General features: G+C 65.0%; 13 protein-coding genes. 5 read left to right on the top strand and 8 right to left on the bottom strand.

Annotated features, from left to right (window positions below; all coding sequences use genetic code 11):
- Window positions 1-102: 102 nt before the first annotated feature.
- Window positions 103-684, top strand: coding sequence for a hypothetical protein (locus EO245_RS10540; protein WP_128892890.1), 582 nt, complete (start codon window positions 103-105; stop codon window positions 682-684).
- Between the two features lie 136 nt (window positions 685-820).
- Window positions 821-2,200 (top strand): DEAD/DEAH box helicase, encoded by a 1,380-nt coding sequence (locus EO245_RS10535; RefSeq protein ID WP_128892889.1) that lies wholly within the window; start codon window positions 821-823, stop codon window positions 2,198-2,200.
- Here the strand turns inward: EO245_RS10535 and EO245_RS10530 are convergent.
- Entirely contained in the window at window positions 2,197-4,503 is a 2,307-nt protein-coding gene (locus tag EO245_RS10530; RefSeq protein WP_128892888.1) for an ATP-dependent helicase, read from the bottom strand. The genes EO245_RS10535 and EO245_RS10530 overlap by 4 nt on opposite strands.
- Window positions 4,504-4,638: 135 nt before the next feature.
- Here EO245_RS10530 and EO245_RS10525 point away from each other — a divergent pair, with 135 nt between their 5' ends.
- Complete coding sequence (locus EO245_RS10525; protein ID WP_128892887.1) at window positions 4,639-4,908, top strand: hypothetical protein; 270 nt, start codon at window positions 4,639-4,641, stop codon at window positions 4,906-4,908.
- Window positions 4,909-5,031: 123 nt separating this feature from the next.
- On the top strand, window positions 5,032-5,430 hold the full coding sequence (locus EO245_RS10520; protein ID WP_128892886.1) for a GFA family protein: 399 nt from the start codon (window positions 5,032-5,034) through the stop codon (window positions 5,428-5,430).
- Here EO245_RS10520 and rsmD read toward each other — a convergent pair.
- The 3 genes from rsmD to EO245_RS10505 are packed head-to-tail and all read right to left on the bottom strand — an operon-like array spanning window position 5,427 to window position 7,929.
- A complete protein-coding gene (gene rsmD / locus EO245_RS10515) occupies window positions 5,427-5,975 on the bottom strand; it encodes a 16S rRNA (guanine(966)-N(2))-methyltransferase RsmD (RefSeq protein ID WP_128892885.1) in 549 nt (182 codons plus the stop codon). The genes EO245_RS10520 and rsmD overlap by 4 nt on opposite strands.
- Window positions 5,972-6,751, bottom strand: a complete 780-nt coding sequence (locus tag EO245_RS10510) for a pseudouridine synthase (RefSeq protein WP_128892884.1) — start codon at window positions 6,749-6,751, stop codon at window positions 5,972-5,974. Before EO245_RS10510 ends, rsmD begins: the two co-directional genes overlap by 4 nt.
- Before the next feature lie 17 nt (window positions 6,752-6,768).
- Window positions 6,769-7,929 (bottom strand): aromatic ring-hydroxylating dioxygenase subunit alpha, encoded by a 1,161-nt coding sequence (locus EO245_RS10505; protein ID WP_128892883.1) that lies wholly within the window; start codon window positions 7,927-7,929, stop codon window positions 6,769-6,771.
- Between the two features lie 72 nt (window positions 7,930-8,001).
- Here EO245_RS10505 and EO245_RS10500 point away from each other — a divergent pair, with 72 nt between their 5' ends.
- On the top strand, window positions 8,002-9,723 hold the full coding sequence (locus EO245_RS10500) for an MFS transporter (RefSeq protein WP_128892882.1): 1,722 nt from the start codon (window positions 8,002-8,004) through the stop codon (window positions 9,721-9,723).
- 1 nt (window position 9,724) lies between these two features.
- Here EO245_RS10500 and EO245_RS10495 read toward each other — a convergent pair whose 3' ends face one another.
- From EO245_RS10495 to trpB, 4 genes are read right to left on the bottom strand one after another with little or no spacing between them, the layout of a single operon-like run.
- Entirely contained in the window at window positions 9,725-11,014 is a 1,290-nt protein-coding gene (locus tag EO245_RS10495; RefSeq protein WP_128892881.1) for a folylpolyglutamate synthase/dihydrofolate synthase family protein, read from the bottom strand.
- A 4-nt stretch (window positions 11,015-11,018) separates the two neighbouring features.
- Window positions 11,019-11,867 (bottom strand): acetyl-CoA carboxylase, carboxyltransferase subunit beta, encoded by an 849-nt coding sequence (gene accD, locus EO245_RS10490; protein ID WP_128892880.1) that lies wholly within the window; start codon window positions 11,865-11,867, stop codon window positions 11,019-11,021.
- Window positions 11,868-11,887: 20 nt separating this feature from the next.
- Window positions 11,888-12,673, bottom strand: a complete 786-nt coding sequence (gene trpA / locus EO245_RS10485; protein ID WP_128892879.1) for a tryptophan synthase subunit alpha — start codon at window positions 12,671-12,673, stop codon at window positions 11,888-11,890.
- Entirely contained in the window at window positions 12,670-13,881 is a 1,212-nt protein-coding gene (gene trpB / locus EO245_RS10480; RefSeq protein WP_128892878.1) for a tryptophan synthase subunit beta, read from the bottom strand. Before trpB ends, trpA begins: the two co-directional genes overlap by 4 nt.
- Window positions 13,882-14,080 lie beyond the last annotated feature (199 nt).

The raw sequence follows: 14,080 nt of genomic DNA, 5'->3' as shown, positions 1-14,080 counted from the left end.
GGGCCAAGCAATTAAGCCGTCATTCAAGCGTATGGGCTATATTGGAAACTCCGGTATGGCCCGTATGTACGGGGCGCCGAAGGAGTGACGAGCAGGGCATCGATGCCAACCTTCGCGAATTTCATACTGCCGCTGGCGCTGATTTTGCCGCAGCCGTCGATCACGGACGAGGCCAAAGACGTGCCTGCTGTAGATAGCGAAGCGAAGACCGCCTGGCTTCTCCCGCAGTCGCAGCAGGACAAGGCGCGGCCGGCTTCCGAAGCGTGGCTTTCGCTCGAGGCGGTGCAGACGACCCCGCTCCAGCAGCAGGTTCGCGTGCAGCAGCGGGTCATCATCCGCATCTCGCCCCAGCGTTCGCCGCGCACCGACCTGATGGCAACCCTGCCGCAGCGTGAACTGCCGCAGCGGATGGCGGAGCGTAAGATCGGCAAATGCCTCCCGCTCAAGAGCATCGCCGGCGTTATGCCGACGCGCGACAACCGGCTCATGCTGTTCCTGCGCGACCAGCGGATCATCGCCGCCAACCTCGAAAAGGCGTGTGCGGCGCGCGATTTCTACTCCGGCTTCTACGTCGAACCGAACGACGATGGGCGCATATGCATCGACCGCGACAAGCTGCAGTCGCGCACCGGCGCCAAATGCGAGATGAGCCGCATTCGCGAACTGATCGAAGTCGACACCTGATACGCACCGCTCGCACGGCGCGTTTTCTTGACTTTTCGCTGTTTTGCCCGCAAAGGCGCGGCGATTTCGGCTTGGCTTTTGCTGCGCCGCACCATCGGGCGAAACCCGCCCCACCATCCGGAACCGTTTGCCGCCTATGAATTTTGCCGATCTCGGCCTGTCACCTGAACTGCTGAAAGCCGTCGAAGACGCCGGCTATACCGAGCCGACTGCAATCCAGGCGGAAGCAATCCCGCCGGTGCTGATGATGAAAGACCTCATTGGCATCGCCCAGACCGGCACGGGCAAGACGGCGAGCTTCGTGCTGCCGATGATCGACGTGCTCGCGAGCGGTCGCCGCCGTGCGCTGATGCCGCGCAGCCTGATCCTCGAGCCGACGCGTGAACTCGCGGCGCAGGTTGCCGAAAACTTCGAGAAATACGGCAAGAACCACGACCTCAAGATGGCGCTGCTCATCGGCGGCGTTCAGATGGGCGACCAGGTCAAGGCGCTGAACGAGGGCGTCGATGTCCTCATCGCGACGCCGGGCCGACTGATGGACCTGTTCGAGCGCGGGAAGATCCTGCTCAACGGCTGCGAACTGCTCGTGATCGACGAGGCGGATCGGATGCTCGACATGGGCTTCATTCCCGATATCGAGTTCATTTGCTCGAAGCTGCCGGAAAACCGCCAGACCCTGCTGTTCAGCGCGACCATGCCGCCGCCGATCGAGAAGCTGGCCAAGCAGTTCCTGACCAATCCCAAGCGGATCGAGGTCAACCGCGCCGCTTCGACCAACAAGGACATCACCGCGTTCAAGGTGCCGGTGAAGGCCCGCCAGAAGCGCGAGACGCTGCGCTGGCTGCTGCGCAACGACCTAGTCGAGACAGCCATCATCTTCGCCAACCGCAAGACCACCGTGCGCGAGCTCAACAAGAGCCTGCAGCGCCACGGCTTCGCGAGCGGGGAAATCCACGGCGACATGGACCAGACGAGTCGCCTGCGCGAGCTTGAGCGGTTCAAGTCGGGCGACATCAATATCCTCGTCGCGTCCGACGTCGCTGCACGCGGTCTCGACATCAAGGGCGTGAGCCACGTCTTCAATTTCGACACGCCGTGGCACCCCGACGACTACGTCCACCGCATCGGCCGCACGGGCCGCGCAGGGGCCAAGGGCCGCGCTTTCACTTTCGTCGCGGAAGAAGATGCCGAAGCGATCGAGAACGTCGAGAAGCTGACCGGAAGTGAAGTCCCGGTGTTCGGCAAGAAGGACGTCCGCGTCGAACTGGCAGCCGCGCCCGCCGACGAGCCCAAGTCGGACGAGTCGGACAAGGCGGAAAAGCCGAAGAAGTCACGTTCCAGGAAGCGCGACGATGAGCCGCGCGAGGAACGGCCCAGAAAGCCGCGCCGCGAGAAGAACGAAAAGCGCGACCGCCAGGACAAGCCCCGCCGCCGGCATAACCAGGACGAAGAGTCGGTTCCGGCAGGCGAGTGGAACGGGCCGAAGCCCGGCTTTCTCGACGTCAGCGCTACCTAGTCGGCCAGTTTCACGAAGCTGTCGATGACGCGCTTCGTGCCCGAAGTCTCGAACTCGATCTCGAGCTTGTTACCTTCCTGGTCGGTCACCGTGCCGTAGCCGAACTTGTCGTGAAACACGCGCGCGCCGATCGCGATGTCGGTGCGCGGTTTCGCTGCGAAACTCGCTGCACTGCGACGGCTTTCCTGCACGCGGGCGGGCTTCGTTTCATATCCCGTGGCGAGCGCACGCTGCCAGCCGGGACCCCTTGCTCCCGAGCGATCGGGTCGGGCGCTCGACACATGGGCGAACGGATCGTCCTGTTCGCTCCAGTTCGCCTGCCATAGCGATTTGCCGCCGGTCAGCGTTGTTTCCTGGTCGATATGTTCTTCGGGAAGTTCCTCGATGAAACGGCTCGGGATGCTGCTCGTCCACTGGCCATAGATGCGGCGGTTTGCTGCGTGCAGGATCGTGCAGTTCCGCTTGGCGCGCGTGATCGCGACATAGGCGAGGCGGCGCTCTTCCTCGAGCGAGGCGAGGCCGCCTTCGTCGAGCGCGCGCTGGCTGGGGAATACGCCTTCCTCCCACCCGGGCAGGAACACGTTGTCGAACTCGAGGCCCTTGGCGGCATGCATGGTCATTATGGTGACCTTTTCCGCATCGTCCGCAGCGTCATTGTCCATCACCAGCGCCACGTGCTCGAGGAAATCGCCGAGCGTTTCGTATTCTTCCATCGCGCGGGCGAGCTCGGACAGGTTCTCCAGCCGTCCATTCGCCTCGGCGGTCCGCTCGTTCTCGAGCATGGCCGTGTAGCCGGTCTCGTCGAGCACCGTGCGCAGCAGCTCCGACGGCGTCACCGCCTCGCTCATTTCGCGCCAGCGCAGGAAATCGCCTATCAGCGCGCCGATCGTGTTCGCCGCGCGCTTGGGTAGCTCGTCGCTGTCCGCCAGTTGCAGCGAAGCGGCTGCGAGCGGCAGGCCGGTACGGCGCGCATGCTGGTGCATCTTCTCTAGCGTCTTTGCACCAAGCCCGCGTTTCGGCTGGTTGTAGATCCGCTCGAACGCCAGGTCGTCCTGCGGCTGCGCGATGACGCGCAAATAGGCGAGCGCGTCGCGTATTTCGGCGCGCTCGTAGAAGCGGAAGCCGCCGACGATGCGGTAGTTGATGCCGATCTGGATGAAGCGGTCCTCGAACTCGCGCGTCTGGTATTGCGCGCGCACGAGTATGGCGACCTGGTTGAGGTCGGCGCCCTGGCCTTCGAGGCGTTCGATTTCCTCGCCGACACGGCGCGCTTCTTCCGGTGCGTCCCACACGCCGATGATGCGCACCCGGTCGCCGCCATTCGCCTCGGTCCACAGCTCCTTTTCGTGCCGTTCGCTATTCGCACGGATCAGGCCCGATGCGGCGGCGAGGATGTGCGGGGTGGAGCGATAGTTCTGCTCCAGCTTGACGACATGCGCGCCGGGGAAATCCTTCTCGAAGCGCAAGATGTTGGCGACTTCCGCGCCGCGCCACGAATAGATCGACTGGTCGTCGTCGCCGACCACGCAGATGTTCTTGCGGTCCTGTGCGAGCAGGCGGAGCCAGAGATACTGGACCTGGTTGGTGTCCTGGTACTCGTCGACGAGGATATATTTGAAGCGGCGCTGGTATTGCTCGAGCACTTCGCGTTCGCGGCGGAAGATGTTGAGCATGTGGAGCAGCAGGTCGCCGAAATCGCAGGCGTTCAGCTCCTTCAGCCGGTCCTGGTACAGGCGGTAGAACTGCTGGCCGCGCCCGTTGGCGTAGCTTTCGTTCTCGACCGCATCGAGATCTTCGGGATTGAGGCCGCGGTTCTTCCAGCGGTCGATCAGCCCGGCAAGCTGGCGCGCGGGCCAGCGCTTCTCGTCGAGATCGTTCTGCGTGATGAGCTGCTTGAGCAGACGCAGCTGATCGTCGGTGTCGATGATCGTGTAATTGCTCTCCAGCCCGACGAGCTCGGCATGGCGGCGCAGCATCTTGGCGCAGATCGAGTGGAACGTGCCGAGCCACGGCATCCCTTCCACCGCATCGCCGATGTGCTGGCCAACGCGCTCGCGCATTTCGCGCGCGGCCTTGTTGGTGAAGGTGACGCACAGGATCTCGCTCGGCCATGCGCGCCGCGTGGCGACGAGATGGGCGAGGCGGGCGGTGAGGGCAGCGGTCTTGCCGGTTCCGGCACCCGCCAGCATCAGCACCGGCCCCTCTGTCGTGAGCACGGCTTCGCGCTGCGGCGGATTGAGCCGCGCGGCGTAGGGCGGGACGCCTGCGTCCTGCGCGGCGGGAAGGCTGGATTCGGTGCTCATGAAACCAGTGAACAGGTAGGGAACGTGTGCCGGTTAAGCAAGCGGGCTGACGGTGGCAATCGGCGCGTCCGGAACCTTGGGCGCAGCCGGTACGTTGAGCAGCCAAGGACGGAAACGATTGAATTGGAGGATGAAATGAAGAACCTCACCGCACTTGCCGCCGCCGCTACGATGGCATTCGCATTCTCGGCACCGGCAGTCGCCGACGACCATGTCGCTAAATCGCCGGAAGTCGTCGAAACCAATGCCAAGGGCCAGGCGACGAAGGTCCGCATCGAAGGCAAGGTCTACGATGTCTGCATGAAGAACGACCAGGACGGCTGCATCAACCCGCGCGCCGCCGGCCTCAAGTGGGGCAATCGCCCGCTGAGCTACTGGCCGGGCAAGCCTGCCAGCGAAATGTAAGAGCTACGTCACGCCTGTGCTTATCGGGCGAAGACAGGGAGAGGCGGTCGTGCCAGCGCGCGGCCGCCTTTTCTTGTGCGCGCGTTCCGCTAGGCTGCGGTAAGGCATCGAGAGGAGAAGGCCATGGCGACCGGCGGCTGTCATTGCGGAGCGATCCGCTACGAAATCAGCGGGGAACCGATCAACAGCCTGCTGTGCCATTGCTCCGACTGCCAGCGGGCATCGGGTGCACCGATGGTCGGCTGGATCATGGTGCGCGACGACCAGCTTCGCGTGACGGGGGAACCGTCGATCTACGCCTCGTCCGAATCGGCGCGACGCTATTTCTGCATCCAGTGCGGGACCAGCCTGTTCTATTCGAACACCGACATCATGCCCGATCGGGTCGACATCCAGCTCGCCACGCTCGACGAGCCGGGCGAATTCCCGCCGCAGGGACATGTGCAGGTCGCCGACCGGATCGAATGGATGCAGGACGCCCACGGCCTGCCTCACCATGAACGCTGGGCCAAAGAGGACTAGTCGTCGTCGAGCTTGAGCAAGGTGAGCTTCGCCTTGCCGACATTGCGCTCCGCCTCGATCGCGAGCGATTTGATCTCGACCTTCTCGTTCCGGCCTGTCTCGAGCGCGATCCATGTCGCAGGGCCGATCCAGCCGAGCCGCAGCATACGGTCGAGCGCGACCTGCCCTGCGCCGGTATCATAGGGCGGGTCGAGCAGGATGAGGTCGTGCGGCGTCTTTGCGGGGCCGAGAGACATCACCGATCCCGCGCGCACGTCGCAGCGGGACTTCGCATCGAGCGACGCGACATTCGACCGTAGCGCCTTCAGCGCCGCCTCGTCGTTCTCGACGAACAGGCAGTAAGCCGCGCCGCGCGACAGGGCCTCGAGACCCAGCGCGCCCGAGCCGGCGAACAGGTCCGCTACGCTCAATTCCTCGAAACTACCGAGCCGGCTGGTCAGCATGGAGAACAGCGTCTCGCGCGTGCGGTCGGCAGTCGGACGTGTCGCATCGCCCTTGGGCGCGACGAGCTTGCGACCGCGCCAGTCGCCAGCGATGATCCTCACTTGCCGCCCACTTTCTTGAGCTGCGAGCGGAAACGGTCGAGGTCACCCTTGCGAATTTCCACCACCTGGCCACGCGGCAAGTCGCCGAGTTCGAACGGTCCGTAGGCAGTGCGCATCAGGCGGTTTACCTTGAGGCCGAGATATTCGAGCACGCGGCGGACTTCGCGATTCTTGCCCTCGGTGATCGTCATTTCGATCCACTGGTTGCGACCGGTGCGACGTTCGAGGTTGGCATCGATCCGGCCATAGCGCACGCCGTCGATGGTGACGCCTTCGATGAGGTCTTCGAGCTGGGCCTGAGAGACATCTCCGAAAGCGCGGGCGCGGTAGGTGCGCGGCACTTCGCTCGCCGGGAGCTCCATCTGGCGCTTGAGGCCGCCGTCATTGGTCAGCAGCAGCAGGCCCTCGGTATTAAGGTCGAGTCGCCCGATCGGCATCACGCGGCCCGCGTTCTTCGGCAGCGCATTGCGCAGCGCGGTGTAGATCGTCGGGCGTCCCTTCGGATCGCGCTCTGCCGTGATCAGGCCGCTCGGCTTGTGGAAGGCGAACAGGCGCGTCTCTTCCGCCTTGCCGACGGGCTTGCCGTCGACCGTCACACCCCTGAGGTTGGGCAGGATCGTTGCCGGCGTGTCGAGCACCTCGCCGTCGATCGCCACGCGGCCATCGGCGATCATGCGCTCGACCTCGCGACGGCTGGCTACGCCGGCTCGGGCCAGCAGCTTGGCAATGCGCTCACCCTCGCTCGGGGCGACGCCGGGACGGCTCTTGTCGGACATGGCGCGCGCCTAAACGCTCAATTGACCGCGCGCAACGCTTCCTCGACCGTTTCGTGAAAACGCCGGATGCCGCCTTCGAGCATGCCGAGCGTCAATTCGGGGATCGCGCCGGTCGAAAGACCCTGCTGGCCGAGTTCGGCTGCACGGAAATCCTCGCTCGCAAAGACCCCGCCGTCGAGCAGCGCCCAGCTGCGTTCCCAGTGGTCGCGCGCCTTGTCGGTCGCGGGCGCTTCGGGGATCAGCATGAAATCCTCGACCAGCGTGCGGTCATGCGCGTGCGGCATCAGGACCATGACATTGATGTAGTCGGGGCTCGGGATGATGATCGTCGCGGGGAGCAGCTGGTAGGCGTAGGTCACAACCCGGCGCAGTGCGGCCATGTCGGTCAGGTCGACCTCGTCCATCTCCTCGCGCCGCCCGACTGCAGATCGCTGGTGCGGGCCGACCTGGTCGCCGCTCGTGATGCCGTCCTTGAAGAAGGGGCCGATGGTGTTCGCGTGCAGGCGGGTCACATGGTAGCTTTCGAGGAAGGCATCCATGATGAGCTTCCAGTTGCCTGCGACCTCGTGGGTCTTGCGGCGGAACAGGAAGTGGTCCGCCATGCCGAATGCGGCAAAATCATCGCCAAGGGTCTCGGCATCGCTGAAATCGGCATTTTCGTCAGGCGAGAACCAGATGAGGCCGCCGGTCTCGCGGCTCGGCAGTTCGATCAGCGGCATGTCGGACTTTTCCATGCCGGGAAAGGTCTCGGGACGGGGCAGGGCGAGCAGCTTGCCGTCGAGGCGATAGGTCCACGCATGGTAGGGGCAGACGAGCCGCTTGGCGCATTGCACGTCCTCGCCCTCGACCAGCCGCGTGCCGCGATGGCGGCAAACGTTGAGGAACACGTGGACCTGCCCGTCGGCATCGCGCGTCAGCAGCAGCGGGCGGCCGGTGGCATCGTGCGGGACGGCCATGTTCGGCTCTGGCAGCAGGGCGCTCGGCGCGAGCACCTGCGGCAGCTTGTCGAACAGCGCCGCCTTCTCACGCTCGAAATAGGCCGGGTCGGTATAGACGCTGGCAGGCACATGCGTGATGCCTTCGCTCGCCCGCGTTTCGCCCTGCGCGATCTTTTCGGCCAGCGCGAGTTGTCCGTCGGTCGGGCGACGGCCGCGATTTTCTGTGTCGACGGGGTTCATCTTGTCTTTCCTATGTCCTCTCCACGCGGCTAATGTCGCAGAAATTCGGGTCAACGGGAAGGACGCTAGGGCATGGCCGAAGCTACGGCTGAAAAGAAAAAACCGGGCTGGCGAGAAGTCTTCCGCGCGATGCGCAACCGCAAGACCGGCTTCATGGCGCTGTTCGGCTTTGCCAGCGGCCTGCCGTTCGCGCTGTTCCTCGGCACGCTCTACGCCTGGCTGACCGAAGCCGAGGTCGAGCTTGAGACGATGGGCGTCTTCTCGCTCATCGGCCTTGCCTATGCCTTCCAGTTCCTGTGGTCGCCGCTGATCGACAAGGTGAATATCGTCGGCTTCTCGAAGCTCGGCAAGCGCAAGCAATGGATGGTCCCGGCGCAAATCCTGCTCGGCGCGATCCTTATTGCCTTGAGCCTGAGCAATCCGACGAACGACAACATGGGCTGGTTCTCGCTGCTTGCGGGGATCGGTGCGCTCGCCAGCGCGACGCAGGATATCGCGATCAATGCCTGGCGCATCGACATCGCGGACGAGGAAGCGACGCTCGATATCCTCTCGACCGTCTACCAGATGGGCTACCGGCTGGCGGCGCTCGTCGGAGGCGCGCTCGGCCTGATCATCGCGGCACGCATCGGCTGGCCGCAGACCTACCTGATGATGGGCGCGATCCTGCTGGTTATCGGTATCGCGGGCCTGTTCGCACCCGATCGCAAGGTCGGCGATGCCGATGACGGGCTGGCAGAAGACGAGCTGATGCTGAGCCTGCGCAAGAAGGGCGAGCTGCGCCCGGATGTGCGGGCGAAGGCGCTCGCCGCCGTCGGTATCCTGTGGGCCGCGGCGATCGCGGTCGTCCTCACCTTCATGTTCATGTCGATGACCTATGCGCCGGAAGACCGGCCGAACCCGACCGAGTTCACGCTCGGCTGGGGGCCGTGGATCATCGTCGCGACCGTTGTCATCCCTGCGCTGATTGCAGGCTGGCTCGCCTCCGAGAAGGCAGCGGGCCGCAATGTGCTCAAGGAAGACGCGCCGGTCGCTGCGGGCGGCAGTTATGCGATGGACCACCTCTATCGCGCGCTGGTGCTGCCGCTGGTGGAATTCGTCGGACGCATGGGCTGGTCGCTGGTCCTGATCCTCGCGCTGGTGCTGACCTACCGCATTTGCGACGCGATCTGGGGCACCTTCGCCTATCCCTTCTACCTCGGCGAGCTGAACTACTCGAACGACGAGGTCGCCTTCGCATCGAAGTTCTTCGGGGTCGGGGCGATCATCGCCGGATTGGCGCTGGGCGGGTACATGCTGACCGTGCTGGGCCGGATGCTGACGCTGACCATCGGCGCGCTGCTCGCGGCATTGACCAACCTGCTGTACGCGGACCTCGCCGTCGGCGGGGCGAACATGCAGGCGTTCAGCGATGCGGTCGGCTTCACCTGGGCGATCACGCAGCTTCCCGGTGCAACCCCTGCGCTCGCGAAGCTGACGATCACCATCGCATTCGAGAACCTCGCTATCGGGATTGCCGGGGCAGCCTATGTCGCGTGGCTAAGCTCGATCGTGTCGAAGAAATACAGCGCGGTGCAATATGCGCTGCTGTCCTCGCTCACCCTGCTGGTCGGCACGCTCGGGCGCGGTGCGCTGGGCGAGATGATCGAGGACCAGGGCTATTTCGACGTCTTCGTCCTGACGACGCTGATCGGCTTCGTCGCGGTCGTGCTGTGCATCGCCGAATGGATCCGCGTCAGCCGTGCAGGCCGCAATTCGGGCATCGTGACGCCCGAAGTCGCCCCGGCGGAATAGCTTAGTCGGGCAGTTCTTCGTTGAGGCGGAGGACTTCGCCCGCAAGGTAGAGCGAACCTGCGATCAGCACCGGCAGCCCGTCGTCGGGCAGGGCCGACAGGGCTTCGGCGACCGTCGATGCCTCCGAGGCATTCGGGCCGAATGCTGCCGCCGGGTGGTAGTCGTATCCCTCGACCGGCACGGCGGTGATGCTGGCAATGCTTCCCGCAAGCGGTCCGGTAAGCGACGCAGGGTCCTTGCCCTCTATCATCCCGATAACGAGGTGCAGGCGCTGGCCTTCGAAGTGACGGCCCAGCATTGCACCTGCATTCGGGTTGTGCCCGCCGTCGAGCCATATCTCGCGGTGACCCGTCAGCGGTCCGGGTGCAAGGCGCTGCAGGCGCGCGGGCCATTTCGCCGTCCTGATACCCTCGGCCATGGCATCGCGCGAGACGGTCACGAAATCCTGGTGGCGCAGCATGGCCACCGCAAGCGCCGCGTTCTCGGCCTGATGCGCGCCGGGGAGCGAGGGGAGCGGCAGGGCAAGCTCGCCGTGGCGGTCGGCGTAATGCAGCCCGGTTCCGCTCACGCTCGAATGCCAGTCGCGCCCGCGCATCGCTAGCGGAGCACCCGCCGCCATCGCGATCCGCTCGATCTCGAGCTCGGCTTCGGCCGGATAGGACAGGGTGACGAGCGAGCAGCCGGGCTTGGTGATCCCCGCCTTCTCGAACGCGATCCGCGCCAGCGGTTCTTCCGGCGTGCCTTCCTCCGGCGCGAGCAGGAAACGTTCGTGGTCGATACCGAGCGCCGCGATACCGCAGGCGGCGGGATGCTCGACCACATTGGTCGCATCGAGCCTGCCGCCGAGGCCTACTTCGATCACGCAGGCATCCGCCGGAACGCGCGCGAATTCGAGGAAGCTGGCCGCGATCGTGACTTCGAAGAAACTCGGCTGCAGGCCATCGGAGGCGTCGAACACATCCCCCAGCAGTTCGGCGAGGCGCGCATCCTCGATCAGCTTGCCCGCAACCCGGATCCGTTCGTTGTAGCGCACCAGGTGCGGGCTGGTCGTCGCGTGTACGCGCTTGCCGTCTGCCTCGAGCATGGCGCGCAGGAAGGCGCAGGTCGATCCCTTGCCGTTGGTTCCGGCGACATGGAACACCGGCGGTAGCCGCTTTTCCGGATTGCCCAGCCGGTCGAACAGCGCGCGGACGGTATCGAGATTGATCCGCCCCTCGCGCAGGGTCAGGCTGCCGAGCCGGTCGAGCTGCGCCTGGACGCGCGGATCGTCCGAGCGCCCGAAATCGCGCATGGGATCAGGCCGCTTCGGCGGGTTGCAGGTAGTCGATCAGGTTGGCGAGCGTTTCGCGCAGCTTGTGGCGGTGGACGACCATGTCGACCATGCCGTGCTTGTGCAGGTACTCGGCCCGCTGGAAGCCTTCGGGCAGCTTCTCGCGGATCGTGTCCTGGATCACGCGCTGGCCGGCAAAGCCGATGAGCGCGCCGGGTTCTGCGATGTGGATGTCGCCCAGCATGGCATAGCTCGCGGTGACGCCGCCGGTGGTCGGGTCGGTCAACACGACGATGTAGGGCAGGCCAGCTTCGGCGAGGCGGCGCGTCATCACGGTCGCCTTGGGCATCTGCATGAGGCTCAGGATGCCTTCCTGCATGCGCGCACCACCGGCAGCGGTCACGACGATGTAGGGGCAGCGGCGGCTGAGCGCGCGCTCGGCGCCTTGGCAGAAGGCCGTGCCGACGGCCATGCCCATCGATCCGCCCATGAAGCCGAAGTCCTGCACGCCGACGACAGCCGGCTTGCCCTCGATCTCGCCCGAGCCGACGACGAAGGCATCCTTGTGCGGATTGCTCGCACGCGCCTGCTTCAGGCGGTCGGTGTATTTCTTCGAATCGCGAAACTTGAGCGGGTCTTCGGCGACTTCCGGCTGTTCCAGCACTTCATAGCCCATGTCGAGCAGCAGGCTGAGGCGCTCGTCCGCGCCGATGCGGCCGTGGTGGTCGCAGCGCGGGCAGACGTGCTGGTTGTCGGCATATTCCTTCGCGAAAACCATCTCGTGGCACGACTTGCACTTCACCCAGAGGTTTTCGGCGGTTTCACGCTTGGCCACGAAGGGCAGCGAATTGCGGACGCGGGTTAGCCAGTTCATCTCTTAATCCTTGGCGGCTGTTAGCCGTTTCGGGCGGTGTGAACCGCCTCTGCGAGGGCCGAAGTCAGTTCCTTTAGCGCGCGCGGAGCGTCCGCGCCATGCTTGCCGACCAGTTCGACGAGGGCCGAGCCGACGACGACGCCATCCGACACGCGGGCGATCTCGCGCGCCTGTTCGGGCGTGCGCACGCCGAAACCGACCGCGACGGGCAGGTCGGTCGCGGCCTTGAGCCTGCCGACGGCGCTCTCGATCGAATCGATCGCGGCCTGCTGCTTGCCGGTGATCCCGGCGACGGAAACGTAATAGAGAAAGCCGTCCGAGCCTTCGAGCACCTGCGGCAGGCGCTTGGCATCGGTGGTGGGGGTCGCGAGCCGGATCGGCGCGATGCCCTTGGCGCGCAGGGCCGGGCCGAGCGCCTCGTCTTCCTCCGGCGGAATATCGACGCAGATAACGCCGTCGACGCCGGCATCCTTGGCAGCCGAGGCGAACCACTCCGGCCCGCGCCGGACCATCGGGTTGGCATATCCCATCAGGACCAGCGGCACGTTCGGGTGGCGCTGGCGGAATTCGGTCGCAATGCGCAGAACGTCCGCGGTCTTGGTCCCGGCGCCGAGCGAGCGAATGTTCGCTTCCTGGATTGCAGGGCCATCGGCCATCGGATCGGTGAAGGGCATGCCGAGTTCGATCACATCGGCGCCACCTTCGACCAGCGCGTCGAGGTTGGCCGCCGTGTCGCCATCGCCTGCGGTGACGAAGCAGACGAGGGCGGGATGCGACTTCGAGAAAGCGTCGGAGATGCGGGTCACATCTCCACTCCAAGCTTCTCGGCGACGGTGAAGATGTCCTTGTCGCCTCGGCCGCACAGGTTGGCGAGGATCACGCTGTCTTCCGGCATTTCCTTCGCGCGTTTTGCGACAGCCGCAATGGCGTGGCTCGGTTCGAGCGCGGGGATGATGCCCTCCGTCCGGCAAAGGAGCTGGAAAGCGTCGAGTGCCTCGTCGTCGGTGACGGCGGTATATTCGACGCGGCCCGAATCCTTGAGCCATGCGTGCTCCGGCCCGATGCCGGGATAGTCGAGGCCTGCGCTGATCGAGTGGCCTTCGGTGATCTGGCCGTCGTCGTCCTGCAGCAGGTAGGTCTTGTTGCCGTGGAGGATGCCGGGAAAGCCGCCGAGCAGGCTCGCCGCGTGCTGGTCGCCGTCGAGGCCGTAACCCGCTGCCTCGACACCAAGCATCTTCACCTCGGGATCGTCGAGGAAGGGGTGGAACAGGCCGAGAGCGTTCGAGCCGCCGCCGATAGCCGCGACCAGCAGGTCGGGCAGGCGACCGATGCGGTCCTGCATCTGCTGGCGCGCTTCCTTGCCGATCACGCTCTGGAAGTCGCGGACGAGTTCCGGATAGGGATGGGGGCCGGCAGCGGTGCCGATAATGTAGAAAGTGTCGTGGACATTCGCGACCCAGTCCCGCAGCCCTTCGTTCATCGCGTCCTTGAGCGTCGCCGCGCCGCTGGTCACAGGCACGACTTCGGCCCCGAGCAGCTTCATGCGGAAGACGTTGGGCGACTGCCGCTTCACGTCCTCTGCGCCCATGTAGATGACGCAGGGCAGGCCGAAGCGCGCGCAGACGGTCGCAGTCGCGACGCCGTGCTGGCCCGCGCCTGTTTCCGCGATGATGCGCGTCTTGCCCATGCGGCGGGCGAGCAGGATCTGCCCGATGCAATTGTTGATCTTGTGCGCGCCGGTGTGATTGAGCTCGTCGCGCTTGAACCATACCTGCGCACCGCCCAGCGCCTCGGTCAGGCGTTCGGCGAAATAGAGCGGGGAGGGGCGGCCGACGTAATGTTCGAGCAGGTCGTCGAATTCTGCCTGAAATGCCGGGTCGGCCTGCGCCGCGCGGTATTCGCGTTCGAGATCGAGCACGAGCGGCATTAAGGTCTCGGCCACGTAGCGGCCACCATAGTCGCCGAAATGCCCGCGCTCGTCGGGCTGGTTGCGGTAGGAATTGGGTGCAGTCATCGCACCGCCGCGATTGGCAGAGCCATGCGGCGCTGTCCAGATGCTCCGGACGTGGCCATCAGCTTTCTCTCACCTTAACATGATGTTGCAAAAACGCGACACATTCAAAAACATGTAAAAACTACATATTTGTCAGTTGAAGTTCATCCTTTCACGCCAATTTTACGCAGCCTGTCGCCGGCTCCTCTCCCAACACTGG

The organism is Erythrobacter sp. HKB08 (genome assembly GCF_004114695.1).
In the GTDB taxonomy this organism is placed as follows: Bacteria; Pseudomonadota; Alphaproteobacteria; order Sphingomonadales; family Sphingomonadaceae; genus Parerythrobacter_A.
This window is presented reverse-complemented; position numbering and strand designations above follow the sequence as displayed.

Excerpts from the sequence above, each read along its gene's own strand:
- trpB (WP_128892878.1), bottom strand. The coding sequence starts at position 13,881 with ATGACTGCACCCAATTCCTACCGCAACCAGCCCGACGAGCGCGGGCAT.
- EO245_RS10530 (WP_128892888.1), bottom strand. The coding sequence starts at position 4,503 with ATGAGCACCGAATCCAGCCTTCCCGCCGCGCAGGACGCAGGCGTCCCG.
- EO245_RS10500 (WP_128892882.1), top strand. The coding sequence starts at position 8,002 with ATGGCCGAAGCTACGGCTGAAAAGAAAAAACCGGGCTGGCGAGAAGTC.
- EO245_RS10505 (WP_128892883.1), bottom strand. The coding sequence starts at position 7,929 with ATGAACCCCGTCGACACAGAAAATCGCGGCCGTCGCCCGACCGACGGA.
- EO245_RS10510 (WP_128892884.1), bottom strand. The coding sequence starts at position 6,751 with ATGTCCGACAAGAGCCGTCCCGGCGTCGCCCCGAGCGAGGGTGAGCGC.
- accD (WP_128892880.1), bottom strand. The coding sequence starts at position 11,867 with ATGAACTGGCTAACCCGCGTCCGCAATTCGCTGCCCTTCGTGGCCAAG.
- EO245_RS10525 (WP_128892887.1), top strand. The coding sequence starts at position 4,639 with ATGAAGAACCTCACCGCACTTGCCGCCGCCGCTACGATGGCATTCGCA.
- EO245_RS10520 (WP_128892886.1), top strand. The coding sequence starts at position 5,032 with ATGGCGACCGGCGGCTGTCATTGCGGAGCGATCCGCTACGAAATCAGC.
- EO245_RS10495 (WP_128892881.1), bottom strand. The coding sequence starts at position 11,014 with ATGCGCGATTTCGGGCGCTCGGACGATCCGCGCGTCCAGGCGCAGCTC.
- EO245_RS10540 (WP_128892890.1), top strand. The coding sequence starts at position 103 with ATGCCAACCTTCGCGAATTTCATACTGCCGCTGGCGCTGATTTTGCCG.
- EO245_RS10535 (WP_128892889.1), top strand. The coding sequence starts at position 821 with ATGAATTTTGCCGATCTCGGCCTGTCACCTGAACTGCTGAAAGCCGTC.